Raw genomic sequence first — 23601 nt, forward strand, 5'->3', positions numbered from 1 at the left:
AGCGCAAATGAAGTTTAAGCCGACTACTTTGGCACTGGTGGCGATCGCCACCATTCTAGGTGGAGTTGTTTATCTCACCGAAACCCGCAATTCCTCTAACCCAGAAGCGACAGAAGGGGCAGACGGTAGCATCTTTGAATTTGAAGAAGACCAGGTGCAGTCCTTCACGGTAGAAACGCCAGAACGAACCCTATCTTTTGAGAAAGATGATGCAGGGCAATGGCAAATGCAGCAGCCGGAATCTGGTCTGGCGAGTGATGCCTCTGTTGCTTATTTGCTGAATTTATTAGCGACTGGGGAGAGCGATATCATTCTCACTGTCCCTGCTACCGATACAGCAGAATTTGGTCTGGATGAACCAACAGCAACGATTAATGTCGTGCTAGACAACCAGGAAACCCACCAGTTGATTTTGGGTAGCGCCAACTTTGACAACAGTGCGATTTACGCTCAGGCTGATCCAGAAGCTGACTCCGAGCCTGAACCAGCGACTGAGGAAGGGAATTCAGAGCAAACAGCCGACGCGCCAGAAATCAGCGTCTTACAGGTTTCTCCAGACTTTGAGAATGCAGTGAATCGTCCGTTAGAGGAATGGCGATCGCAGCCCGACGAACCACCTCCTACAAATTCACCTTCACCCTCCACAGCGCCACCTGATACGAGTGGATCGGGTGCTGCGGAACCTGAAGCGAGTCCACCCGCAGCAAATCCACCTGCAGCAAATCCGCCTGAATCAAGTGAACCTGAGGCGAGTGCCCCCGCAGTTAGTCCACCTGCAGCTGAATCAACACAACCCGCAGAAGGAAATTAAGCAGATTTCCGAGGAAGGGTAGAACTTGCGCAGGGGCGAACATATGTTCGCCCTGCTTAGCATTTTTAGCTCCTGATGAGGAGATTTTTGAAGAATTGTTTCAGATTTATATACCTACGGAAAGAAATTTACTGGCCTTGTTACTCTACGGAAAGAGATGAATTTACTCCTTCGCCATGACAAAAATTCCTGATAGCGTTAGCACTCTAGAACTATCTAAGCTCTGCATTTACAAAGCCCTGAAAGAGATAGAAGCTCAGCAAGAGCAGGATAGAAAAACCGAGAAAAAGGACTGATAGTTAGCAGTCCTCGGTCATTATTCCTGGGTCATTGGCTATTTGTCATTTGTGAGAAGTTGACTACAGAGTTAACTGCAAATGACAAAAAACAAATAACCAAGGACAAAGTTATAGATTTGTAACTAGTCTGGCTTTCCTTAGAGCGAACTGCAAAAAGCTCTCCTGGCGAGCAATAATATTTGCCTCTGCTTCCATACCTGCCTGTAGCTGACACTGGCGATTGCCAGTGGTTAGAACTGTCTCCTCCGGTTGAATCGTCACCTCACAAGAGTTTGTAGTGAATGCTGGTTCAGGACTGCCTGATGCTGGCGCTGCTGAACTTAGCGCGAGGGGCGACCGCATCCACCGAGATTACCATTACAGTCCCTCCAAGGGTGCCGTAGTTAGGGAAGGGGCAGGCATTAGCGTGTAAGCGAACGGGTTACTCTAGTTTCGCATCGTTAATGTCCTGGGTGGCGATCGCAATACCTATAGAACTCACCAAAACAATACCGTCCCTAGTTGTCCAACGGCTATAGGCGGTAAAAGTTCTTTTGCTCTGACCGAGCGCAAAGACAATGGAGAGCAGATTTCAAGCAGAGGAACTTTAGGATATGGAAGTATAAAAGCTGTAAACTCACTTTTAATTCTTCCACTCATTTTGACAGGGTGAAAATTAGGGCAGGGCGGCTGTCTGAAGTAGCCATTTGACAGGAATTTCTTGTAAAGGAATAGTGAATTGTCCAGGCGGAACCCCGACTTTTAGCAATGACGATTAAGATAGATGAAGAAACGGTCAAGCTAGAAAAACCTCATGACCCAAGCCCTATTCCAGTCTGCTGCTGTTCCCCGGCTAAATGCCCCTACCCTGCATCGCTTACCCAATGGTTTAACCATTGTTGCTGAGCGGATGCCCGTCGAAGCAGTCAACCTTAGCCTGTGGCTGGGGATTGGCTCAGCGGTAGAGTCTGACTCGATCAACGGCATGGCTCACTTCTTAGAACACATGATTTTTAAGGGAACGGCTCACCTGGAAAGCGGTGAGTTTGAACGCTTGATTGAGCAGCGAGGCGCTGTCACCAATGCCGCTACTAGTCAAGACTACACCCACTACTACATCACTACTGCGCCCAAAGATTTTGCTGAATTGGCTCCCCTTCAGGTTGAGGTGGTGATGAATGCGGCAATTCCTGATGAAGCGTTTGAGCGAGAAAGGTTTGTCATTTTAGAAGAAATCCGCCGCGCCAATGACAATCCGCGCCGTCGCACCTTCTACCGTTCGATGGATCTTGGCTTTGAGCGGTTGCCTTATCGCCGTCCCGTATTGGGACCTACGGCTGTGGTTGAGCAACTGACCCCGCAGCAAATGCGCGATTTTCACTCAACCTGGTATCAGCCGCAGTCCATTACAGCTGTAGCGGTCGGCAATTTACCCGTTGAGGAACTGATTCAGACAGTTGCAGAGAGCTTTGCTAAAGCAGAAACCCGCTCTGAGCTGGCAAGCGACCACCTTCCAACGCTTCCTAACACAACTCCCGAATCCGCTTTCTCCACCATTCAGCGCCAGGAATATGTTGATAGCAGCCTGCAACAGGCGCGTCTGGTCATGGTATGGCGTGTTCCCGGTACGGTGAATCTCCAGGAAACCTATGCGTTAGATATTCTCGCTTCCGTTTTAGGACAGGGACGTACAGCCCGCCTATTCCGAGATTTGCGCGAAGAAAGAAAGTTAGTCACTAACATCTCAGTCAGCAACATGACCTACACGCAGCAGGGACTTTTCTACATCTCGGCTCAGCTTCCGGTCGAAAATCTGGAGACTGTGGAGCAGGCGATCGCCCAACACATCCGCACCGTTCAGACAGAGCTGATTAACGAAAGTGAGATTGCCAGAATCCGCACCCTAGTTGCTAACCGATATGTTTTTGCCAATGAGACACCAGGCGATCGCGCTGGACTTTACGGCTACTATCAGTCTGTTGTAGGCGACCTCACCCCCGCATTCAACTATCCCGCCCGCATTCAGGTGATCAATGCAGCAGAGTTGCAAACTGCGGCACAGCAGTACCTTTCACCTGAAGCTTACGGTGTGATGACGATCAAACCTGCCTGATGCAGTTTTAACAAAGCTGCTTCATTAGGAGAAAAAATGGGAGAGGGTGAAACCTTCTCCCATTTTTTGATCACTCCTCAAACGAAATGAGCAGCTTACGCAGCAATTGAGCGAGTTCTTTTCGTTCTGATTCCTTTAACCCGTTAAGGAGACGATGTTCATTGGCGACGTGAGCCTCAACTGCTCTTTCAATCAGGTCAAACCCTTTGCGGGTTAACTGAATTAACGTTCCTCGGCGATCGCCCGGATCAGGAATACGCTTCACGAGATCAGCTTGTTCCAGGCGGTCAATTCGATGAGTCATCGTCCCTGACGAAACCATTAGGGTGTTGAATAGCTCCGTCGGTGAAAGCTGATATGGCTGACCAGAACGCCGCAAGGTTGCCAGCACATCAAATTCTCCAGAATGTAAGCCAAACTCTGAGAACGTCGCTTGAATTCCTCGATCTAAGTATTTCGAGAGCCGCCCCATTCTGCCGATGATGCCCATAGGGGATACGTCCAGATCAGGACGTTCTTTTTGCCATTGAGCCAAAATCGCATCGACTGGATCGCGCTTCATTCTGCTGCTTACTCAACTGAATTCTCGACATCAACTATCTTAACACCAAGATATTTTGCTACAATCTTGGCATCAAGTATCTTGCCTTCGAGATAAACAGGGACTTTCACCCATGAATGAACGGACGATTTATCTTTTAGCTGCCCTAGCAGGTGGGGCGGTTCTTCCAGTTCAAGTTGCCTTAAATACCCTACTGCGGCGCTATGTAGGGGAACCGATGCAGGTTACGTTTATTTCCTATCTTGCAGGTGCTTTAGCATCGCTTGTAATCTGTTTCGTTGCACGATATCCCCTTCCTGCTGCCGCTGCTCTGACTCAGACATCCTGGTGGATGTGGATTGGTGGATGTTTAGGCACGTTTTATGTGTGGTCAACGATCTTCGCAACGCCTAAAATTGGAGCCGCTCTTGCCCTTGCACTCACGATCGCCGGTCAAATGATTGCAGCACTTTTCTTAGATCACTATGGTGCGATCGGGTTGACTCGATATGCTGCAAGCCCAACCCGCATTGCAGGTGTTGTATTAGTAGTTTTGGGTGTTTCCCTGGTTGCCTACGTAAGACGTTAATTCAACCATTTGGCAAAAGCATGAGCCCGATTATTGAATTAAGCGGACTCAATGCCCACATGATGATCAAAGGTTCCGTCGAGGCCTGGTTCAAACGAAGAAGTACGAGCGATCGCATCCAGATTAATAGGACCGTAGACATGAGGGAAAAGCTCGCTTCCTCCTTCTAGGTTTTCGTAAACGAGACGGGGGTGTAGCAGTTCAGTCTCGATGTGCAGAAGGATCAGACCTCGCATGTTTCTGAAGAGATGGTTAGCGACTCGAACCACCTGGTTAGCATCGGAACAGTGAATAAAACCTTCCGACCGAAAGAACTCAGCCTCGTATTGTCCTTGACCTTTGGCATCGTGCCACCGGCGCTCTGTAGTGATGTGGTAAATCGTCGTCATTAGATTTTTGTTAAACCGCTGTTGGTAACTTTAACAGACTGTTTATCTCCACCACATTGACTTGAGTACTCGATGTTCCCGTTCGGTTCAGCCATATGGACCTCATGCCAACAGATTGGCTTCCCAAAACATCAACTTCCAAGTTATCGCCCACGTAAACACAACCTTGTGGTTTGAGCGATGCTCTGCGGTACGCTTCTAGAAAGATTTGCGGATTGGGTTTGGCAACTCCAACCTCTTCCGAAATAACGACGACCTCGAACCTACTTTCTAATCCCAAACGATGCAGTTTCAATTTCTGTTGGTCTGTATTTCCGTTTGAGATGATGCCCAACCTGTGACCCGATAAAGCGGAAAGGCAAGGCAAAACATCATCAAACAATGTCCAGCTATCCTCATAACTCCGCAAATAAATCTCAAAACGCGCATCGGCTTCAGAATCCGAAAGGATAGGATTAACTTCTGCAAAAAGTTCTCGAATACGATGGCGGCGATACTCTAAAAATGAGATTTCGCCTCTGGTAAAAGCGCCAAAGTACTTTAGCAGAACTGAATCCCACAATGCACAGAACTCATCTTCTGAATGAGGCAGCAGATGGTTGAATTGGCTGAGGAACAAGCGAGCCGCACGAATCTGAGCTTGCTTGTGATTGACCAATGTGTCGTCTATGTCAAACAGTATCATCGTTTGCAGTATGCCAAACGCAACCAAGCTGCGCGTGGCAGCATAACATTGCCCATTACCCGCCGCAGCTAACTTTTAATTTTCAACAGATAACTTCTCGACGGTCGGCGTGCAGGGGTGTTGTTAGAATGCGATCGCTTGCTTCAAGCATGAGCATGGTGCGTTCCCAGAAATCTATTAGTAGAGTAGCAAGAGTTGCATTAAGGAACACACCCTACCAGCTCGGCGATCGCACTGGGATGTACCCATCATTGAACCTGGATTTTCTCAATCAAATATTTGGCTTTTGCTAATACCCATGATTCAGTTCTCTCGCTCTCTGCAATTTTGTTCAGAGCATCTACGGCACGGTTTTCCCGAAAAATACGACGAGACTGTGAAACTCTAGTTCTTGCCCCGCTTTCTTCATACCCCTCAATCTTCATCAAGGCTTCAATTAGATCATCATCTCTCTTTTCACGATCACTGAATGCCTCAAAGTATTTAACAAAGCATCCCATTCCGATTGACTGGATGCTTCTATATAGTTGGTCATCGTTCATCACCATACCCCCAAGCACTAATCTGCATAACGATTGAGATGAGCCGCCGTAGACAATCTTGATTTCAACAGATAACTTCTCGACGGTCGGTTTGCATGGGCGCTGTTAGACTGCAACGCTTGCTTTGAAAATTCATAAATACGATGCGTTCCTAGAAACTTATCCGTGAAGGACTAGAAGTTAGATCTGGGAACGCACCCTACAAGATCGGCGATCGCACTAAAACAGCATAAAAGACCCTAGAAATTCAGTGTGCTGTGCTGACGCATTTGTTGATTTAGCTCGTCTATTTTTGACTGGAGGTCAACATAGTATTGTTCAATGTGAATGTCATCACTTTGCATTAAACTCTCCTGCAACTGCCTAATTAAGGTTTCGATGCTCTGACGAAGATTTTGAGCAAACTGCATCCCAAAATCCAGAGCTGCCTGCTTAAGCTGTTGCTCCCCTTGTAATATCAAAGCTTCAGCACGATTGAGCTTCTCTATAGGTTCTTGAGTCATAATGCTACTCCAGGCTTTGAAGCGTTATGAGATTTGTGTTTTTCTCACCATAACACTTAAATTTGCAGCAAGCTTTTGGCTCTTTCTGTGCGGTCTAACCTTGCCCATCACCCGCCGCAGATAACCTTTGAATTTCAACAGATAACTTCTCGATGGTAGATGTGCGTGGGCGTTGTTAGACTGCGATCGCTTGCTTCAAGCATGAGCATGGTGCGTTCCCAGAAATCTATCGGTAGAGCAACAAGAGTTGCATTAAGGAACGAACCTTACAAGATCGGCGATCGCACTCAAATCAGCGGCAGCAGACAACCTTAAACTCAACACCAGCACCTCTCAACTGTCCACTGTAGCTACTGATATTGTCATCCAATCACTGACCGTTTAGTTCTGGAAACTTACCCAATGTGAGGGTTTGGCTTGGTACAAGGTTAAAGCCCTGTGCATAGCTTGTTGTAGTTGGAAGATTTTGAATTTTGAACCCTTGTTCTAGAAGCTTTTGTGGTTTCTTCTTAGCACTAATATTGCCGTAGACAGTAAGTTTTTTAATGGACAAAGATAAGTCCCAATCTGTAGGAGCAATAAAAGATAAATATTTTGTTTGGCTCTCTCCTGGCTTAAGTACAAATGGACGAGGCAAATCTCCTAAACTAGGTTCAGTGAACGGTATTGCATAGGGTATATCTGTTAGTGGAACATGCTTAAAAAATTCCTCAAGCCCCTCTCCGTCTGAGACAGCATAGAAAACTGGTTCGTTCTCGTATGCTGATTTAGTTACTTTGAGATATAGAGAATCAACAACTCCAATCTGGGCACCAACATTTGCAATTGTTATTGGCAAGATAAGAAAGTCTTGCTTATCTATGACATAAAGGTAGATGACAAAACGAGGAGCTACAGTTGTGAATTTTGCTCCCCTTAAACTGTTCCAATAACCGGAGATAAATAGAGAAATAGCAGATATAACTAATGAAGTTAAGTAGAAAACATCTCGAAGTTCTATTTTTGCCAATGGATTCCAGTCCATTGATAACCCTCGAAAAAACTAAGTTTGCCGCCCATTAGTATTACTATCCTCATGGTAAAGAAAAAAATCTACCCAATCTCTACAGTTGTATTTATGTAGGAGATGAGCATAAGCGGCGCTTATAATGACAGAGCCGCGCGATGGCCTGATGTCGTCGTCGCCAGTAAGACCAGTGCAAAATCTGATTGAGGGAAGGCAACACCCGAAAAACTAAGCGCCAAAGCAAGCGGCGGATCTCAGGCAGCGTGAGTGGAATCAAGCGAATTGGGGTAAAGGGTAGCTGGCGAGGCGAGGCGAAAGTAGAGAGGATAACGCCCCCCTTTTTTGCAGATGATGGGTTGGTTCATCAGCTTGCATAACTGTGAGATAAGCATGAGCCAGCATTGCCATCGTGATGTGACGGTACCATCCCTGCCAAGAGCGCACCTCATACTGGTCGAGTCCCACTTCCCCCTTGTCCGTTTCAAAACAGGTTTCAATCGTCCAGCGCCGCCCCCCCCCTCCACCATTGCCTGCAAAGTGGTATTAGCTGGGGCAAAGACCAGGAAATAGTCTAGTTCTTGAGGTTGATTGCATTTGCGTCTGACCAATCCCCATCGTTGCCAAGTTGGAGCAGGGGAACCACTGAGGGGCATGGCAATCCATTCATACTCACGTGGACCCTTCGACCCCTCTCCGCAACTGAGCCGTACCCACTCTTCCTCGGGCCAACTTGCAGCTAACTCATCGATGCGGCAGTTCAGGGCATCGACCCACACCTGTGTACTAGTCGGTACGGTCAGCACATAAGCTTGGCGATATTGCTCCAACCACAGGCGCAAAGAGTAGTCATGCCCATATACTTCATCTGCGCTGACCCAGGCTGCGCTCACCCCAGCCTCTAAAGTGCGCTCCAACAGTTGCCGAGCGAGTTGGGCTTTGGTGGCAAATTGAACTGTCTCTGGAATGCCCACTTCTTGTCGTCGTTGAGTATCGCTTGCCCAGCGTTCGGGTAAGTAGAGTGCTCGGTCTAGAAACGTATAGTTTCGAGGAGTGGCATAGACCAGAAACACTCCGACTTGACAATTCTCGATCTGTCCAGTGGTGCCATAGTATTGTCGTTGTACCCCGACCGAATGGTTGCCTTTTTTGAGAAACCCAGTTTCATCGATGACTAAAACGGCTTCAGGGTCTGCTAAGCGAGAGAGCACATAAGCCCGCAGGTCATCTCGAACTAAGTCTGCCTCCCACTGGGCGCGACCGAGAAAATGCTGGATGCCGTAGGGATGAGTGTCTCCTAGCTCTTCGGCAAGTTGCCAGGCGTTCTTGCGTTCAACTTCACTCAGCAATCCGACCAGGTAAGCTCTCGCTCTGGCTTTAGCTTCGACGCGAGCAAAGCGACCGCTAATGCGGTGGCAGAGTTGGTCTAGTTCAGCCTGCCACCGGGGAGAAGTATCAACATTCAAGTGAGTTGGAGTTGGTGAATCAGGACACAAAAGATGAGGCGAGGTAGGTACAGACATACAGTCCTCCTGACTTTGTCTGTCTCAACTTACGTTCACGCTAACTCTGTATTACGCAATCTGCAACTGTAGAACAATGCAAACCCCTAAGCATACTACAGACAACCTTAGCCACTATCCTTACCAGAACTTAAGCTGTCTAACTATTCTTAGACAGAACGTTTCTGCCTAAGATCCCACAGTGGGGAAATAGGCAGAATGATTCAGCATAACATCGGAAATTTAGCGCTTATTCTGCATAAGACGTTGCTGAAGCTAAATAGTTTGAATCCTTCCACCTATTGTGGGATACAGTGTGCCAAACAATCGCAATACGTGCCGACTGTATCGACCAGGAAAGGAGCGATCGCCCCTCCTCCACAAGCGATCGCCCCTGTCCCCTCTTTTCTCTTACCTTCTCCGATCGCGAGTCAAAATACTCATCACTTCACCAGAACTAGGTGCAGGTAAAAGCGGACTCCACGCGCTCACTTCAGCAAAGCCTCGATGATACAGGTCGTGAATCGTTTCAATTACACCATCGCGAGAGCCGATGATGAGAACTCGCAGGCGGTGCGAAGCAGTTCCCCCTATGGGGTAATCGCGCTCACTATTCTGAAGTGCAGAGACTTCTCTCTCAACGGTGGATGCGTTGGGAGATTCCAAAAAACATTGAGACATAAGTTGTGACTCCTTAAGGTTCTTGAGGAAACCCCAAAAACCTAGCCACCCCGCACTAATTCACGCGCTGCAATGAGTGAGAGAACTAAAAGTGAGTTGACTTTCACTTTCATGTCCTAAAGGATCAGCAACGCTTTTTTGACATGACAAGTCGGGGTGGCTAAGGGAGTGTTAAAATTCACCGTTAGCCGCCAGACTGCTTGTACCAGTTTGGGGGTTAGTCGCTCATTGCTGCTCGCAACAGCTTTGAGCGGCGCTAGATCTTTGGGTTTAGTGGGGTTGCCGTGAGTAAAAAAGACAACCTTAACGTGAGAGCATATCTGAGCAGACGGTATTTAGTCAAGGTGACAAGTTACAGAGTTTTTGAGCCAAGATAGGGACGTTCTGTCTCCGCGATTTGCTATGAATCTTCTTTCAAAGCTCCGCTATGGATTGATAGCTGGAATGATAGTTGGGTTGATTCAACTGGGAGCGATCGCCTGCAATCCAGTCACTTCATCCGATTCTCCGGCTCCCTCAGTGCCCAGCCCATCTGTAACTGTCGCGGCAGAGATCTCCGATAGCGATGGATTGATTCGGGTAGACCCTCCATCTGTCGCGCCAGAGTTTCGCAACGAGTGGCCGGCAGAGCTAGAAGAAGAGTTTTGGCAGCGGGCAAATGTAGCGATCGAACATTACGCCGATGAGGGCTATGGCAATACCAGTGGTGAGAATGAGAAGAAATCTTATCCGCTAGCAATGTTTGACTTCCTTGCCGGAAATCGTGAAGAAGCGATCTCTTTTCTAGAAAATGATGATGCCGATGGGGCTGACCACGCCCACACCGAAGGCATTGATTACTACTTTGCCTTCACGCTAAAAGGGCAAATTCGCAAATACTTTTTCTTTGGAGAATGGCTCGATCCTGACTACCGTCAGCGTATGTTTGAGGGTGCAAAACGCTGGACGGAGGAAGAGCCGAATGGGCGATCGCATCCCCTTTATGGCAACGGCACAGGAACCGGAAATGACTGGAGCGTTCAGAGACGTGGCGGTTGGGTTGATGGTCGCAACACCGATAACCTCAGAGCCATGCGAGAGGTCGCCGTTTACTTAATGGCAGAGGAAACAGGCAACGAAGACACCCGCCAGCTTTATAAACAAAAACTTCAGCGCTATGTTGAAGCTCTCTACAACATTGGGATGGGAGAGTGGGATTCAGAAAACTATCATGGTCACACCTTTTCTGCTTATCTCAACCTTTATGATTTCGCCAAAGATCCAGAAGTCACTCAGCTTGCCAAAGCAGCACTCGACTGGATGTCAGCCGCAGGTGCAGTGAAGTATTACCGGGGCGGCTTTGGTGGCCCAACCAAGCGGGACTACGGTTCCAGCAACGTGGTATATGGGTCAGCCGCAGCTCGATTGCTCTGGCACTATTTTGGCGATGCAGTTGGCGATAATCCTGAACCCGAACGAGATGCGATTCATGTAATCACCAGTGCCTACCGTCCACCGTTAGCGGTTGTGGCACTGGCGCGTCGTCAGTTTGACCGTCCTGTAGAAGTGCTAGCTACAAAACCGACTTATGAAAACTGGAAAGAAGGAGGTGATGAACAGCCTGCTTATTGGGAAACCACCTTCTTTGGTCAAACCTATCAAATGGGAAGCGTCGCGGCAGATTTTGCCGATGGAGATGTTGGACCGTTTAAGTTAATGGCGGATAACTCAGAGCGAGGAGTCAATTATTTTGTGGTGAATACGGGAGGCGATCGCGTCGAACCGGGTAAACGAGAAGGCGACCAAATTGGGCAATATCGCAACCTCCTCATCTGGCTCAGGCCCGCCGCAGATACTCCCTTTCACTTCCAAATACCAAAAACGGCTCAAACCGAAATTCGAGATAACATCTGGTTTTTCCAACTCGAAAACACCTGGCTGGCGATTCACCCGATTAACCTAAGTGCTTTTGAAGCGATTGATATTTCCGATGAAAAAGCTGCCGAACTCTACACTAACGAACAAACCTTGAAAGCCACCATTCAAGGCAATGGCTACGCCGGATTTGCCCTAGAAGTAGGAGAACCCGACTCTCACGGCAACTACGCCGAATTTAAGCAAAACGTAGTGGAACGAAGCCAACTCACATTTAGGCAAACTCTCCCTCAAAACTTCTCGACCAACGCGCAAGACACCGTTCAATTCACCAGTAGCACAGGCAGCACCTTGGGACTGACTCATAATCCTGAGAACGAACTCCCTCAAATCACCAGAAACGGGGAAGAACACAACTGGTCAGATCACTTCGCCCTATACCAACCCACCGAAGGCAACGCCCCTATCTCTCTCGGCTGGAAGCAAGGCACTCTGCGCGTTGAAGCAGGTGGTGAAGTGTTTGAATCATCGGTCGTTGCTGGGAACGAAGGATAAAACCTTCCCTAACCTCTCCAAGAAAAGTCTTTAGGAGATTTCTAAGAAAAAATTTACCCCTGGGTAGGGGCAGGTTTTGACAGAATCTTTGCAGTTGACCGACAGCTTTAATGCTAAACCTGCCCCTACAGGTATCTTGTTTGCTAGAAATCTCCTTAGACGTGAATACAAACTGTTTGGAGTTAACGGTTAACAAGATGAAATGATATGAGATGTATCTTTTCATCTCCTAATTGCTATGGATCGCAAGCGTGAACCTGCCGTCAGTCTGTTGCTCTATCACTTGTTTAAGTGGTCGGTGGTTAGCCCGATGCTGCACGGCTATTTTCGAGGACGGGTCTATGATGTAGAACGGGTGCCGCAGCAAGGGTCGCTGGTCGTTGTGGCGAATCATGCCAGCGATTTTGATCCGCCGATTTTGTCTTGCTCGGTGCGTCGTCCCGTTTCCTACATGGCAAAAGAGGAATTGTTTAAGGTGCCGGTGCTGAGCCGGGCAATTCAACTCTATGGCGCATATCCGGTAAAGCGAGGATCGCCAGATCGCAGCGCAATTCGGGCAGCCCTGGCGCAGCTAGAGGCGGGCTGGGCAGTCGGGATTTTTTTGCAGGGGACGCGCACTCCCGATGGACGCATTCCTGAGCCAAAGTTAGGAGCAGCAATGATTGCAGCCAAGGCTCAGGCTCCACTGCTGCCAGTAAGTTTATGGGGAACCGAAGCCATTACGGCGAAAGGCGATCGCCTCCCCCATCCCGTACCCCTAACCATTCGCATTGGAGAAGCGATCGCCCCTCCTGCGTCAACCAATCGGGCAGAACTAGAATCTGTGACACAGCAGTGTGTTACTGCAATTCACGCGATGCATGACCTGGGACGGTGAGGATTAAAGCCTGAGATGGAATGCGATTTGGGGTAGGCACGGTAGAATGAAGCCTTAACTTTTGTATAGAAATAGCATTCAGGGAATTAAGCCATGCAGGACTTACGCGCTGAGCTAGCAGAGATGGTTGATGAGGCAGAGCTAAGTTGGCTGTTGCCTCATGCCCGCAGAGGAGCACTGGTCGCAGTCAACCCAGAGCTAGATCTGCTGGATGTGGGCGTGGCGATCGCCAATGATAACGTTGCCTCCGTCCAAAATTGGATTGATGAACAGTTGATTTTTAAGCTCTCTGCTGATGAGTTAATTGAGCGAGGGAGTGATGGCGATCGTCGGTTTACCGCATTAATTGTGCAACCCTATGTTTTGATGCAAGAGCCAGCAACCGTTTAGAAAAAAGCAATTCAAAACACAGAAATAGTGACGACAAAGATTTTTAATTTTGAGCTTTGAGATAGTGATCTGTTCCATGACTGCCTTTACTCTTGATATTTTTTCAATCAAAAATACATGGTTGAGCCATCTGCCAAAAGTCTCTGGGAGCGTTTAAACAATCTAACTTTAGTTCGCCTTCTGTTGCTATTTGCTTCTGGATGGGCGATTGTACAGTTTTTATCCTATTTCGAGACCGTTGTTGTCATCTTCACTTCCGCAACAATTTTAGCTTTTTTGTTGAGCTATCCAACGCGGTGGCTTAGCCGCATGGTGCCGCGTGGTGCAGCAGTTATTTTAATATTTCTCATCAGCATGATGATCATTGGTGCCGCCAGCATCACGATTGGGCTAGGTATCTTATCTCAAGGGCAAAGGTTAGCAGAGAGCGTCACAGAATTCCTCAATTCTCTAGCCCCTGTGGTGGGGCAGGTCGAAGAGCTATTGCAATCTAGAAACCTTCAAGTTGATTTAGAAGGAATAGAAGAACAGCTACGAACTCAAGCACTTTCTGGAATTGGATCGGGTTTATCTTTAATTCAAATCTTTTTTGCTAATTTAATTAATCTGATTCTGATTGCCGTCGTTTCTTTCTTTATGCTGCTAGACGGAGAGCGGCTATGGAATTTTGTACTAAAGGTCTTTCCGTCTCATCTACGACGACGTTTAACAGTGACGCTACAGCGCAATTTGCTTGGTTTCTTTTGGGGACGTCTGTTGCTCTGCTTTTTTTATATTGGCTCTGCTTTTGTGGTGTTTCTCATCCTCAAAGTTCCGTTTCCTTTAGTGCTGGCGTTTATTGCGGGTGTGTTTAATCTAATTCCTGGAATTGGTGCAACTTTAGGTATTAGCCTAATTTCCCTGATTCTTTTATCTCAAAGCGTCTGGTTAGCATTCAAAGTATTAGTGGTTTGCATAATCATTGAGCAAATTGAAGAGAATTTGCTGTTGCCTCGAATTATGCAAAATTCTCTAGATATTAATCCTGTCGTCATGTTTTTTGCGCTACTGGTGGGTGCGCGAGTTGCCGGAATATTTGGACTTTTCCTGGCAGTTCCAGTAGCAGGCGTAGTGGTCAGTTTATTAGAAATTGAGGAAATGCGCGGGCGATCGCAAGTCTCCCTACCTAGAGATTTGCCGCTGGAGGAGAAGTGAGGGTGTTAGAGCTTCTGCGTGAATGGTAGCGCTTCAAAAAGTGAGATTTATGTAGGAGGTTTATCGCTTGGTCAAGTATGTTTTTGAACATGGAACCTTTAGTTCTACGTTCAAAAACATACTCAGATCTTGACTTCTCAATGCCTCGTCTGCAAAAACTGCCCCATAGCTGAGCCAGTGTATCCTGTCGTCACCCAAAGCAAAGAGCGGGCGGCATCTCGGATAGCTTTTTCTAGAGGTTCGGGCGATCGCCCCGACTCCACCGCAACAGGCTTAATGCTAATTCCCCGGCTACCAAAGACGATTTCGCCAATCACTCGAGCGCGACGCATGTGATCATCTGAGGTGATCAGGTAAACACTATCAATCTCCTGGTTCTGAAAATCTTCAACCAGGGTTGTGAAATTAGTCACGGTATCTTTGGCGCGGTAGTCTAAATGCACGCGCTCAGGTGCAACGCCTGCCTCTGAAAACACCCATTCTGAGTATTCGGGGTTGCTGCCTGATGAAACCCAGATGGGCAAGTCAGGATGCTGTTGAGCAAATTCTGCGGCAAATTCTTCGCGCTCGACGGCTCCGCCTAACACCAGCACGGCTTGAGGAGTCCGCAGATAGGCTTGCATTTGTTTGTACCCGATCGCCAACAAAAGCGCGATCAGCACAATTCGACAAAGCTGAAAGCGACGAGAACGAGGTCTAGACCGTACATTTCTCCTGGGGCTGGGTTGTCGTCTGGAAACGGAGGCGGGTCGTCGCGATTGCATAAACTCGAACAAAACTGAGATTCAGGAAAAGCACCATACTACCGTCTAAAACACTACCGCCTTAGAGGCAATTATTTGAAGAGCTAGAAGCTTGAATTTATCTGGAATTTTGCAACTTGTCGGTAAAATACTTGTCTTTCCACAAGCATCCGCCCATTTTTGTTTACGCTCCGGAGAATATAGCAATTCTCGACTGCACGTCATACAGCAGTGGCGCAGTGTGCCACTGCTGCATTCCACTCAGGCAAGAACCGCTATATAGGGCGATCGCCAGCCGAATTAAAAGATCCCTAGATTCTTTGAGAATTTAGGGATCTCACATCGGTTTAAAGTTCCGCGACAGATCAATTTCTGTAAAAAGTGTTGGGTTCCGCTGCGCTACTAGTTTTGAGTCAGCCGGGTCAACACCTGATTCGATCGCTCTACAAACGCCTTCATCCCGTCTGCGTCAAACCCTTTCTGCGCCATCAGCGCCAGATCATAAACGTGTTGGCAAATTAAAGTTGAGAGTTCGGCTGAGGGAGACTGTCCAGATGATTGCAGAACGCTGCCCTGGCTCAGCTTCGTTAAGTTTTGAATCAGCGGGTGAGCTGTATTCACCAGCAGCACATGCTCTTCGGGAAACTGAGCGGTTTGCTGTTGCAGCAGGGCATTGAGTTCCTGCATTCGACGCAGGGCTTCTGGCAGCAGCACCATTGCCGGAGGAGCGGCTTCGTTGTCTGTCTTGAGGGCTTCTGTGCGAATGGTGAGTTTGGGTTTGTTGAGCGCCTGCTGGAACAGTTCCTTGATCTGTTCGCCACGAGTTTTGTTGGTTGCAGGGTCAACAATCTCGCTGGACTTGTCTGAATCAATCAGCGTTTCGTCCAGGTCAGCGTCTACCCGCGAGAACTTCACCTCTGGATGCTCTCGCTCCAAGAAGCTAACAAAGTGGCTATCGATAAAGGAGTCCATAAACAGAACTTCTAGCCCCTGACTCTTATGTAGCTCTACGTAGGTCGCCTGCGTTACCTCGTCGGTGCAGTAAAAGACCCGATTTTCGTGACGTGATTGATTGCGCTCCAGATACTCTTTCAAGGTGGTGTAAGAAGGAGTGCCATCAGCTTCGGGTTTTGGGCTAACGTCCTGCCACGCATCGCCTTCAGCAGACTGTACTTGCACTTCGGGAGCGTCAGTGGATGCTTGATTTCCTGCACCTTGCCAGGTGGTGCGGTAAATCAGAATATCTTCGACCTGCTTCTTGAATTTGTCGTCATTCAAAGAGCCAAATTTGACGAAGGTGCCGAGGTCTTGCCAACCGCGAACGTATTCCTGGCGATCGTCGCGGTAAAGCTCTTTGAGGCGATCGCCTACTTTCTTGGCAATATAATCGGCAATTCTGCGAACCGTGCGATCGTTCTGCAAGAAGCTGCGAGAAACGTTTAGCGGAATGTCGCTACTGTCGATTACCCCTCGCAACGGCAGCAGGAACCGGGGAATCACTTCCTCGCAGTTGTCGCTGACAAACACCTGATTGCAGAACAGCTTAATCTGTCCCTTGGTAACATCCACATCGGGCTTAAGTTTGGGGAAGTACAGGATTCCATTTACCACAAACGGATAATCCGTATTCAAATGCACCCACAGCAGCGGGTCTTCCTGAAAAGGATAGAGGTAGCGGTAAAACTCCAGATAGTCCTCTTTAGTCAGACTGCTGGGCGACTCCTTCCAGGGTGCTTTCTGCTTGTTGATCTGCTCGCCGTCCAGCTTGATTGGAACGGGCATAAAGTCGCAGTAGGTTTTAATTAACTGCTGAATGCGGGACGCTTCAAGATAGTCCAGTTCATCATCTTGTAGCGTTAGCGTAATAGTCGTACCCCGCTCAGTTCGAGTTGAGTCACTTAGCTCAAACTGCGTTGAGCCATCACACGACCAGTGAACTGCCTGCGCCCCTTCCTGGTAAGACAGGGTGTCGATTTCAACTTGGCTAGCCACCATGAAGGACGAGTAGAAACCTAAACCAAAGTGACCAATAATCTGCTGGTCGGCGCTACTCTTGTACTTTTCAACAAACTCTTCAGCGCTGGAGAAAGCAACCTGATTGATATATTTCTTGACTTCATCGGCGGTCATGCCAATGCCAGTATCTGAGATCGACAGTTTCTTTTGCTCTTTGTCGATCGCAATCTGAATTTCAGGCTCCAAATTTCCAGAATACCCACCAGAACGAGCCACCATATTTAGCTTCTGGATGGCATCTACCGCGTTAGAAATTAACTCACGCAAAAAGATTTCATGGTCTGAATAGAGCCATTTTTTGATAATGGGAAAAATATTTTCAGTATGGATACTGATGTTGCCCTGTTCCAGAATAGTCGTCATGGGTCTACTTCAGGTTCTTGAGGTGATGGGATTGCATTCTTAAGGATTTCTAAGAATACGTTATGCGATCGCATTCTATTCTAGAAATCTTTTACATGAAGAAATTGCCGCACCTGCTCAGATTCGGATTTCTCTACCTTTATTCTTGAACTTGTCGCTGCCATGCTCTTGCCTGAGACAGCATGACTTCAATCAAAGGCGTTTTGCGAGCTGCATAGGTTTTGCGATCGTGGCGAAACTGAGTGGCTAGCGATCGCTTCAAACAGACGTATTCCTGAGCCTGATCAGGATGTGCCCGAAGAAAGTCTCGAAACAAAATTTGCCTCTGCCAAAAAGCGCTTCCCGGTTGGGCAATATGCAGATGGAACAGGCGAGGCATTCCTTTTCGTAGGAAATAATGCTCAGGAATATTCAAAACCTGCCCTTCATATACGTAATTCAGTTGCTCAAGGCTGCGAATCTGGTCGTCTGTTGGAATAAGCTGTTGAAGCCCCATTAAAATGTCAACAATAGGCTTTGCCGCCAAGCCCGGAACCGAGGTGCTGCCAATGTGTTCAATCTGACTAATATCAGCTTGCAAAACCTGCAAAAGAAGCCGTTCTCGTTCAAATTTCTCTGCCCAGCCAGGGTCATACTCTACAATCCAAACGCCATCTTCCTCATCTTTCATCCCTTGTCCCTCATCTCTCAACTTTATGGATTCTGCTAGCCATCAGCCAACCCCTCAGAAACAGCTAGAAAAACTTAAGCTGCTGGTTGTAGATGACGAACCAGATAACCTTGACCTGCTTTATCGCACCTTCCGGCGAGACTTTCACGTCTTACGGGCAGAGAGTGGTAAGAGCGCTCTAGAAGTTTTAGCAACGGAAGGGGAAGTCGCGATCATTATCTCCGATCAGCGAATGCCAGAAATGAAAGGCACGGAGTTTTTGAGCAAAACGGTGCCCCAATTTCCCAACACCATTCGGATCATTCTGACTGGATTTACAGATGTAGAAGATCTGGTAGAAGCGATTAATGCTGGACAAGTTTATAAATACATCACGAAACCCTGGGACCCCAGCGAGTTAAGAGCAGTCGTCAAAACAGCCGCAGAAACCTATGAGTTGTCAAAGCGACGTGCAGCAGAACTGCGCTTAGCCCAAACTCAAGCCCTGTTGCTCAGTACTATTGTTCAGGTTGTTCAGCAAGCCACTAGTTCAGAAGCTTGTCTGAAGGCGATCGCCACTGCCTTTGCCGAAAGTTTTGCCGCCGATAGCTGTATCCTGCAACCCGCAACTGAGAATGGCTCGGCTGCCCCTCTTCCATCTGAGCCTCTTTCATCTGAGACGGTAGACACTGCCGCAACAGTAGAACTCACCCATCTGACGATGCCGATTACACTCCAAGACGAGCGACTGGCCGTTTTGTCGCTCTATTGGCAGCAGCCTCGAAGCCTTACATCCGCAGAGCTATCGTTGCTGCATCTGGCAGTCCAGCAGGTTGCTCTGGCACTAAGTAGTACCCGCTACCGTCGCGCAGTTGTGTAGGATCAAGTTGATGCAGTTTGTCACTATCCCAACTTTTGTCCGTGAATACCCCACAGTCTCAGCAAATTCGTTCTCTGTTTGACCGAATTGCTCCAGTCTATGACCCGCTCAACAATTGGCTAAGTTTGGGACAGCACCGCATTTGGAAAAAAATGGCAGTGAAATGGTGCAGCCCCCAACCTGGAGATACTTGCCTGGACGTGTGCTGCGGCAGTGGCGACCTGGCTCGCTTATTAGCCCGACAGGTAGGTACGGCTGGGCAAGTGTTTGGCGTAGATTTTTCAACGGCTCAGTTGGCGATCGCTCATCAACACACTCAGCAAAGCTTTCACCCGCTCCCTGTCACCTGGGTTGAGGCAGATGCGCTGGACTTGCCCTTTGACTCCAATCACTTTGACGCTGCCACGATGGGCTACGGGCTACGCAATGTCATTGACATTCCAGCTAGCCTAAAAGAGTTATACAGAGTCCTCAAACCGGGTGCCAAAGTCGCAATTTTAGACTTTCATCGTCCCCAAAGCCAGCAGATGCGGATTTTTCAACAGTGGTATCTGGATACTGTAGTCGTGCCAATGGCAACCCAGTTTGGCTTAAGCGATGAATATGCTTACATCAGTCCCAGTCTTGACCGATTTCCCACTGGTGCTGAACAAGTTGACCTGGCTCACCAAGCTGGGTTTATCAATGTGGTGCATTATGCGATCGCCGCAGGCATGATGGGCATCCTCGTCGCCACCAAACCGCTCTAACCTCCCTTCATCCCCAACCCCCAATCTCGCCTTGGACTTCTCCACACTCTGGTTACTGATCGCCCCTCCCGTCGTCGGTGGAATTATTGGATATTTCACCAATGATTTAGCGATCAAAATGCTGTTTCGTCCCTATCGCCCCCTCTACATCGGTGGACGAAAACTGCCGCTCACCCCCGGATTAATTCCAGCTAATCAAGAACGCCTGGCCAAGCGTGTTGCAGACACCATTATGGGATCGCTACTGACCCCAGAAGAACTGCAAAAATTGGCGCGTCGGCTGCTTCAAACCGAACGGATGCAGGCTGCAATCCTGTGGCTGTTGAAATTGGCACTGACCCAGATCCAGGGAAGCAATGAGCAAAAAACCAGCAAAATTTTGGCAAAGGTGCTGAAAGATTTGCTAGGACAATCCTTGCCCCGACTAGTCAAAATCTGGGCTCGGCGCGAAGACTTTCTGGAGACTCAACTTAACCAAATTTTTGACCAGGTTTTGTTAGAGTTTCAGCTCACCGAAGCTCAAGCCAGCCAGCTTTCTGATTGGCTATTGCAGGTGGTTTTGCCGCCCGACGTCATTCGGCAAGCTCTTGTAGACTTCCTCACCGATCGCAATATTCAAGTAATCGACGAAGGCTTTCGCGAAAAAAGCAGCGGTACCTACTGGGTCGTCGCCAACCTGTTTGGGCTACGAAATACCTTGACCCGACTGCGAACCTACTGCCTGGATGAAAAAGATGCCAGCAATGTACGCATCAAGGAACTCATTCAATCCCTCGGCGTACAGCCACGTCTGCGAGAGTGGATGCAAAACTTATCTTTGCAGAACTTGCCCGTCTCGACCGTACGCCAGCTTCGCAAAACCACACGAGACAGCATTCGCAGTTACGTCCAGGAGCGCGGTTCAGATCTGCTGCAAGGGCTAAGCAACTCGATTGATTGGGATAATGTTTCTCTGATGTTATTAAATCGTTTACGCACTTCGCCTGCAGTCAATCGTTCTTTAGAACCCGTTAGCCAGGAGTTGGCTTTAATCTTAGAGCGATACCTGGAGCAGGACTTAGAAAACATTGTGGCGAAAGCTATTCCAATCTTAGATATCGACCAGGTGATCATCGAGCGAGTCAGAGCCACTTCAGCTCAAGAGCTGGAGCTAGCAATTCAGGGCATCGTCAGGAACGAGCTACAGGCGATCGTCAACCTGGGCGGCGTATTGGGATTTGTGATTGGACTGCTTCAGACAGTAATTTTGTTGGCTAGAGGGCTATAGGAACTAGCTAACAACCCCTAGCCCCTCAAAAACCTGCTGCAACTGAGGCAAATACTTTGCTGCCAACCCACCACCTGCAAAGCCAAATAGGTGTCCTTGCCAGGACATGCCTCGCCGAATTGGTAAAATGCCCCAAATTAAGCTGCCGTAGAGCAAACCCACAATCACTGCCGTTAGAATAGCGATCGCACTTTGCTCAAAATAACCCCGCAGCAGCAAAAAGCCAAAGTAACCAAACACCAGTCCACTTGCACCAATGTGGTTGGTGCGAGGTGAACCAAATAACCAAACCCCTAAGCCACTGACTAGCCAAGCCACAGCCGTGACGATAAAAAAGTCACTGGTTTGCCGCAGCATAATTAGCCATCCCAGAACAATCAGCGGAACGGTGTTGGTTGTCAGGTGACGTAAGTTGCCGTGCAGCAAGGGGGCAAATACGATGCCAAAGATGCCCTCACTGGTACGAGGGCGAATGCCATAGCGGTTGAGTGCGCCTCTCAGGAAAATTGAGTCAAATAATTCTAGAATCCACAGTGCACCAACAAAGCCAATCAAAATGGTGGCATGGAGTTCTAGCTGGCGTGTTAGCCCTGCCAAATCATTACTGTTGAGCATTCCGCCTTCAGTCGGGTTGTTCGAGGTTAAGTGAATAGTCTTAAAGAGTGACCGTTTTGAGTGTGGCTATCGTGGAGTCGGCTAGCTTGCGTGAACTCCACTAGCCAGTCTTTGACGCGGTGGGTAGCGCGACAGTCATCTTCGTTGTACCGGAGAATGGCATCCAGAAAGGCGCGATCGCCCGTCGATAGCCATTGAGCATACCAGTAAATCGACTGCGCTCCATTTGCGTCGCGATCGCGCCAGTTAAACCCTAACCAGCGGGCGATCGGTTTTAGAGCATAGCTTTCAACCGGCAAAGTCGCAACCCGAGTCACTCGTTCATGCAAATCAACAAACCGATCGAGCAGCGGTAAAACCAGCGCTTCTGGGGTTTCGTAATATTCTGCTAGACGCTTTACAGTCTGCACTTCATAGGGGCAAAAATGAAAAATTGGCGCTGTCGGATAGCGCCAAACTAAGTCAAGAAATTGTTGCCAGACAAACGCTTCATCTTCGGGGCAATCAGCCAGCAGGGGATAGAACTCAGTCTTAGTAGAAGCACTTTCCTCGTTTGTTTCAACTTCCGATGACCTCGTGCGATAGACCACCAAAACCCCATGCAGGTAAACTAAATTTTGTTCTGGTGCTGCCTCAATATCAAAATAAAGTTCTATGGGGGCAGTCGGCAGTTCCTCGATTGAAAGCAGCGGTTCATCGGGCAAATCAGAACTGAACGGACTCGCCAATGCCTGATTTGAAAGGGTTGCCTGCGCTTGTCGAACCAATTTTTGAGCAACCTGTGGACCAAATCCGGGCAAAGTTTCCAGATGTTTTGGAGTAGCGGCTGCTAGCGTTTCAACCGTTGTCAGATCCAAAGCTTGCAAATGAACATATCGACTCGGTGTTACTCCTGGCAACAGCGATAGGTGCTTATCAGCTTTAGCAAGCTCGTAACAGTGACTAAACCAATGACAAAGATCACAGCGATTGTGGGCAATAAAAACTTCTGGTTCCCGCTGTTCTTGAAGCATCTGGATGCACTCTTCCAAGATTGCTTCCATGCGGGGAATCAGCTCTGGCAAGTTGACTGCATAAGCTCCACGCTGCCGTAGGACAAGCCAACTTGTGTCGGGTAGAACGCCCTGAATCGCTGCAAGTAAGTGAGCGTGAAAGGCTACCGTAATCTGGTAATCTAGCTTGGGGCGTTTGCCTAACTTAATCTCAGTGGGAACGTAGAGCCAATCTCCAAAAATGGATTCTCCAGGATGTTTGACCAACAAGTTAGGACGGCTGACCAGCTTAACTCCATCCGCACGAGTAAAGTGCAACACGCCATTGGTAATGCGTTCTACGCCTTGTTGCATTAGGGCTAACGTTGCCTCGGCACCTGCTTCCCAATCGCGGCGTGGATAACGGGGCTGATAGACAGTTTGGTTTTGAATGACTGCAATCTGGTGTTCTTGGCTGTCTTGACGCAGCTTTAGTAAATAGTCGCTGGGTGCATCTCGCTGCTCTGGGTTGCCATATAAATCAAGAAAAGCTCGTCGCCGACATCGTTGATAGTTGAAGAGAATTTCGTCGGTCAGCCAAACCCCTTCTAAGGTCGCTTCTGGCGAGAAGATCGGGGCAGCTTGAGGCAGCGATCGCTGAAAGGGTATCGCTACAGAAGCAGCACAGGAATTATCCTCAGCCTCCATTGCGTTGAAGCTGTGGGAGTCAACGGATAGGTTTCCTCCAGTTGAACCAGACATTGACACAATCTAAGTCCTGTATCGAATGCACACCTGTCTTGCATTCGCAAGCGGTTTCACGCACCTGATTCTGTTATGA

24 protein-coding genes and 1 pseudogene are annotated in these 23601 nt (G+C 48.4%); 11 read left to right on the forward strand and 14 right to left on the reverse strand.

What is annotated here, in order from left to right; genetic code table 11:
• Positions 1-7: 7 nt before the first annotated feature.
• Positions 8-811, forward strand: a complete 804-nt coding sequence (locus H6F88_RS07875) for a DUF4340 domain-containing protein (RefSeq protein WP_190642189.1) — start codon at positions 8-10, stop codon at positions 809-811.
• Between the two features lie 407 nt (positions 812-1218).
• On the opposite strand, the gene H6F88_RS07880 is transcribed toward H6F88_RS07875, so the two are convergent.
• Positions 1219-1452: a hypothetical protein gene (locus tag H6F88_RS07880; protein ID WP_190642190.1), complete on the reverse strand. Its 234-nt coding sequence runs from the start codon at positions 1450-1452 to the stop codon at positions 1219-1221.
• Positions 1453-1903: 451 nt separating this feature from the next.
• Here H6F88_RS07880 and H6F88_RS07885 point away from each other — a divergent pair, with 451 nt between their 5' ends.
• The gene (locus H6F88_RS07885) at positions 1904-3202 is read left to right on the forward strand and encodes a pitrilysin family protein (protein ID WP_190642191.1); all 1299 of its coding nucleotides are present in this window, start codon (positions 1904-1906) and stop codon (positions 3200-3202) included.
• A 70-nt stretch (positions 3203-3272) separates the two neighbouring features.
• Here the strand turns inward: H6F88_RS07885 and H6F88_RS07890 are convergent, their stop codons facing one another.
• Positions 3273-3764 (reverse strand): MarR family transcriptional regulator, encoded by a 492-nt coding sequence (locus H6F88_RS07890; RefSeq protein WP_190642192.1) that lies wholly within the window; start codon positions 3762-3764, stop codon positions 3273-3275.
• A 112-nt stretch (positions 3765-3876) separates the two neighbouring features.
• On the opposite strand from H6F88_RS07890, the gene H6F88_RS07895 reads away from it, so the two are divergent.
• Positions 3877-4332, forward strand: coding sequence for a DMT family transporter (locus tag H6F88_RS07895; RefSeq protein WP_190642193.1), 456 nt, complete (start codon positions 3877-3879; stop codon positions 4330-4332).
• A 38-nt stretch (positions 4333-4370) separates the two neighbouring features.
• On the opposite strand, the gene H6F88_RS07900 is transcribed toward H6F88_RS07895, so the two are convergent.
• From H6F88_RS07900 to H6F88_RS07915, 4 genes are all read right to left on the reverse strand, one after another.
• Entirely contained in the window at positions 4371-4721 is a 351-nt protein-coding gene (locus H6F88_RS07900; RefSeq protein WP_190642194.1) for a DUF952 domain-containing protein, read from the reverse strand.
• 10 nt (positions 4722-4731) lie between these two features.
• Positions 4732-5406: an HAD family hydrolase gene (locus H6F88_RS07905; protein ID WP_190642195.1), complete on the reverse strand. Its 675-nt coding sequence runs from the start codon at positions 5404-5406 to the stop codon at positions 4732-4734.
• Positions 5407-5654: 248 nt separating this feature from the next.
• Positions 5655-5948 (reverse strand): hypothetical protein, encoded by a 294-nt coding sequence (locus H6F88_RS07910; protein ID WP_190642196.1) that lies wholly within the window; start codon positions 5946-5948, stop codon positions 5655-5657.
• Between the two features lie 239 nt (positions 5949-6187).
• Positions 6188-6451, reverse strand: a complete 264-nt coding sequence (locus tag H6F88_RS07915) for a hypothetical protein (RefSeq protein ID WP_190642197.1) — start codon at positions 6449-6451, stop codon at positions 6188-6190.
• Positions 6452-6616: 165 nt separating this feature from the next.
• On the opposite strand from H6F88_RS07915, the gene H6F88_RS07920 reads away from it, so the two are divergent.
• A complete protein-coding gene (locus H6F88_RS07920) occupies positions 6617-6766 on the forward strand; it encodes a hypothetical protein (RefSeq protein WP_190642294.1) in 150 nt (49 codons plus the stop codon).
• 55 nt (positions 6767-6821) lie between these two features.
• Here H6F88_RS07920 and H6F88_RS07925 read toward each other — a convergent pair whose 3' ends face one another.
• From H6F88_RS07925 to H6F88_RS07935, 3 genes and pseudogenes are all read right to left on the reverse strand, one after another.
• Positions 6822-7475, reverse strand: coding sequence for a hypothetical protein (locus tag H6F88_RS07925; RefSeq protein WP_190642198.1), 654 nt, complete (start codon positions 7473-7475; stop codon positions 6822-6824).
• Positions 7476-7730: 255 nt separating this feature from the next.
• A pseudogene (locus tag H6F88_RS07930) lies at positions 7731-8920 on the reverse strand (IS701 family transposase).
• A gap of 447 nt (positions 8921-9367) precedes the next feature.
• Positions 9368-9637: a hypothetical protein gene (locus H6F88_RS07935; RefSeq protein WP_190642199.1), complete on the reverse strand. Its 270-nt coding sequence runs from the start codon at positions 9635-9637 to the stop codon at positions 9368-9370.
• A 402-nt stretch (positions 9638-10039) separates the two neighbouring features.
• On the opposite strand from H6F88_RS07935, the gene H6F88_RS07940 reads away from it, so the two are divergent.
• The 4 genes from H6F88_RS07940 to H6F88_RS07955 all read left to right on the forward strand — a co-directional run bounded on the left by H6F88_RS07940 (position 10040) and on the right by H6F88_RS07955 (position 14507).
• Complete coding sequence (locus H6F88_RS07940) at positions 10040-12046, forward strand: hypothetical protein (protein WP_199333499.1); 2007 nt, start codon at positions 10040-10042, stop codon at positions 12044-12046.
• Between the two features lie 238 nt (positions 12047-12284).
• The gene (locus tag H6F88_RS07945; RefSeq protein ID WP_190642200.1) at positions 12285-12923 is read left to right on the forward strand and encodes a lysophospholipid acyltransferase family protein; all 639 of its coding nucleotides are present in this window, start codon (positions 12285-12287) and stop codon (positions 12921-12923) included.
• Between the two features lie 93 nt (positions 12924-13016).
• Positions 13017-13313: a DUF2288 domain-containing protein gene (locus H6F88_RS07950; protein ID WP_190642201.1), complete on the forward strand. Its 297-nt coding sequence runs from the start codon at positions 13017-13019 to the stop codon at positions 13311-13313.
• 117 nt (positions 13314-13430) lie between these two features.
• Positions 13431-14507, forward strand: coding sequence for an AI-2E family transporter (locus tag H6F88_RS07955; RefSeq protein WP_190642202.1), 1077 nt, complete (start codon positions 13431-13433; stop codon positions 14505-14507).
• Between the two features lie 137 nt (positions 14508-14644).
• On the opposite strand, the gene H6F88_RS07960 is transcribed toward H6F88_RS07955, so the two are convergent.
• The 3 genes from H6F88_RS07960 to H6F88_RS07970 all read right to left on the reverse strand — a co-directional run bounded on the left by H6F88_RS07960 (position 14645) and on the right by H6F88_RS07970 (position 18299).
• Positions 14645-15271 (reverse strand): YdcF family protein, encoded by a 627-nt coding sequence (locus H6F88_RS07960; RefSeq protein WP_190642203.1) that lies wholly within the window; start codon positions 15269-15271, stop codon positions 14645-14647.
• Positions 15272-15652: 381 nt separating this feature from the next.
• Positions 15653-17629, reverse strand: coding sequence for a molecular chaperone HtpG (gene htpG / locus H6F88_RS07965; RefSeq protein WP_190642204.1), 1977 nt, complete (start codon positions 17627-17629; stop codon positions 15653-15655).
• A 139-nt stretch (positions 17630-17768) separates the two neighbouring features.
• Positions 17769-18299: a GrpB family protein gene (locus H6F88_RS07970; protein ID WP_190642205.1), complete on the reverse strand. Its 531-nt coding sequence runs from the start codon at positions 18297-18299 to the stop codon at positions 17769-17771.
• 25 nt (positions 18300-18324) lie between these two features.
• Between H6F88_RS07970 and H6F88_RS07975 the strand changes: the two genes are divergently transcribed.
• Genes H6F88_RS07975 through H6F88_RS07985 form a run of 3 tightly spaced genes read left to right on the forward strand, consistent with a single transcriptional unit; the run spans position 18325 to position 21174 of the window.
• Positions 18325-19158 (forward strand): response regulator, encoded by an 834-nt coding sequence (locus H6F88_RS07975; protein ID WP_190642206.1) that lies wholly within the window; start codon positions 18325-18327, stop codon positions 19156-19158.
• Between the two features lie 41 nt (positions 19159-19199).
• A complete protein-coding gene (gene ubiE, locus H6F88_RS07980) occupies positions 19200-19907 on the forward strand; it encodes a bifunctional demethylmenaquinone methyltransferase/2-methoxy-6-polyprenyl-1,4-benzoquinol methylase UbiE (protein WP_190642207.1) in 708 nt (235 codons plus the stop codon).
• Positions 19908-19938: 31 nt separating this feature from the next.
• Positions 19939-21174, forward strand: coding sequence for a DUF445 family protein (locus tag H6F88_RS07985; protein ID WP_190642208.1), 1236 nt, complete (start codon positions 19939-19941; stop codon positions 21172-21174).
• A 3-nt stretch (positions 21175-21177) separates the two neighbouring features.
• On the opposite strand, the gene H6F88_RS07990 is transcribed toward H6F88_RS07985, so the two are convergent.
• Complete coding sequence (locus tag H6F88_RS07990) at positions 21178-21789, reverse strand: rhomboid family intramembrane serine protease (RefSeq protein WP_190642209.1); 612 nt, start codon at positions 21787-21789, stop codon at positions 21178-21180.
• Positions 21790-21815: 26 nt separating this feature from the next.
• Positions 21816-23522: a TM0106 family RecB-like putative nuclease gene (locus tag H6F88_RS07995; RefSeq protein ID WP_242050446.1), complete on the reverse strand. Its 1707-nt coding sequence runs from the start codon at positions 23520-23522 to the stop codon at positions 21816-21818.
• Positions 23523-23601 lie beyond the last annotated feature (79 nt).

The organism is Oculatella sp. FACHB-28 (genome assembly GCF_014696015.1).
In the GTDB taxonomy this organism is placed as follows: domain Bacteria; phylum Cyanobacteriota; class Cyanobacteriia; order Elainellales; family Elainellaceae; genus JAAUTN01.

What these genes read in the sequence shown, in the direction of transcription:
- htpG (WP_190642204.1), bottom strand. Translation starts at nt 17,629, where the DNA reads ATGACGACTATTCTGGAACAGGGCAACATCAGTATCCATACTGAAAAT.
- H6F88_RS07995 (WP_242050446.1), bottom strand. Translation starts at nt 23,522, where the DNA reads ATGTCTGGTTCAACTGGAGGAAACCTATCCGTTGACTCCCACAGCTTC.
- H6F88_RS07890 (WP_190642192.1), bottom strand. Translation starts at nt 3,764, where the DNA reads ATGAAGCGCGATCCAGTCGATGCGATTTTGGCTCAATGGCAAAAAGAA.
- H6F88_RS07935 (WP_190642199.1), bottom strand. Translation starts at nt 9,637, where the DNA reads ATGTCTCAATGTTTTTTGGAATCTCCCAACGCATCCACCGTTGAGAGA.
- H6F88_RS07955 (WP_190642202.1), top strand. Translation starts at nt 13,431, where the DNA reads ATGGTTGAGCCATCTGCCAAAAGTCTCTGGGAGCGTTTAAACAATCTA.
- H6F88_RS07885 (WP_190642191.1), top strand. Translation starts at nt 1,904, where the DNA reads ATGACCCAAGCCCTATTCCAGTCTGCTGCTGTTCCCCGGCTAAATGCC.
- H6F88_RS07910 (WP_190642196.1), bottom strand. Translation starts at nt 5,948, where the DNA reads ATGAACGATGACCAACTATATAGAAGCATCCAGTCAATCGGAATGGGA.
- H6F88_RS07900 (WP_190642194.1), bottom strand. Translation starts at nt 4,721, where the DNA reads ATGACGACGATTTACCACATCACTACAGAGCGCCGGTGGCACGATGCC.
- H6F88_RS07975 (WP_190642206.1), top strand. Translation starts at nt 18,325, where the DNA reads ATGGATTCTGCTAGCCATCAGCCAACCCCTCAGAAACAGCTAGAAAAA.
- H6F88_RS07950 (WP_190642201.1), top strand. Translation starts at nt 13,017, where the DNA reads ATGCAGGACTTACGCGCTGAGCTAGCAGAGATGGTTGATGAGGCAGAG.
- H6F88_RS07915 (WP_190642197.1), bottom strand. Translation starts at nt 6,451, where the DNA reads ATGACTCAAGAACCTATAGAGAAGCTCAATCGTGCTGAAGCTTTGATA.
- H6F88_RS07895 (WP_190642193.1), top strand. Translation starts at nt 3,877, where the DNA reads ATGAATGAACGGACGATTTATCTTTTAGCTGCCCTAGCAGGTGGGGCG.
- H6F88_RS07905 (WP_190642195.1), bottom strand. Translation starts at nt 5,406, where the DNA reads ATGATACTGTTTGACATAGACGACACATTGGTCAATCACAAGCAAGCT.
- H6F88_RS07990 (WP_190642209.1), bottom strand. Translation starts at nt 21,789, where the DNA reads ATGCTCAACAGTAATGATTTGGCAGGGCTAACACGCCAGCTAGAACTC.
- H6F88_RS07940 (WP_199333499.1), top strand. Translation starts at nt 10,040, where the DNA reads ATGAATCTTCTTTCAAAGCTCCGCTATGGATTGATAGCTGGAATGATA.
- H6F88_RS07970 (WP_190642205.1), bottom strand. Translation starts at nt 18,299, where the DNA reads ATGAAAGATGAGGAAGATGGCGTTTGGATTGTAGAGTATGACCCTGGC.
- H6F88_RS07925 (WP_190642198.1), bottom strand. Translation starts at nt 7,475, where the DNA reads ATGGACTGGAATCCATTGGCAAAAATAGAACTTCGAGATGTTTTCTAC.
- H6F88_RS07880 (WP_190642190.1), bottom strand. Translation starts at nt 1,452, where the DNA reads ATGCGGTCGCCCCTCGCGCTAAGTTCAGCAGCGCCAGCATCAGGCAGT.
- H6F88_RS07875 (WP_190642189.1), top strand. Translation starts at nt 8, where the DNA reads ATGAAGTTTAAGCCGACTACTTTGGCACTGGTGGCGATCGCCACCATT.
- H6F88_RS07945 (WP_190642200.1), top strand. Translation starts at nt 12,285, where the DNA reads ATGGATCGCAAGCGTGAACCTGCCGTCAGTCTGTTGCTCTATCACTTG.
- H6F88_RS07960 (WP_190642203.1), bottom strand. Translation starts at nt 15,271, where the DNA reads ATGCAATCGCGACGACCCGCCTCCGTTTCCAGACGACAACCCAGCCCC.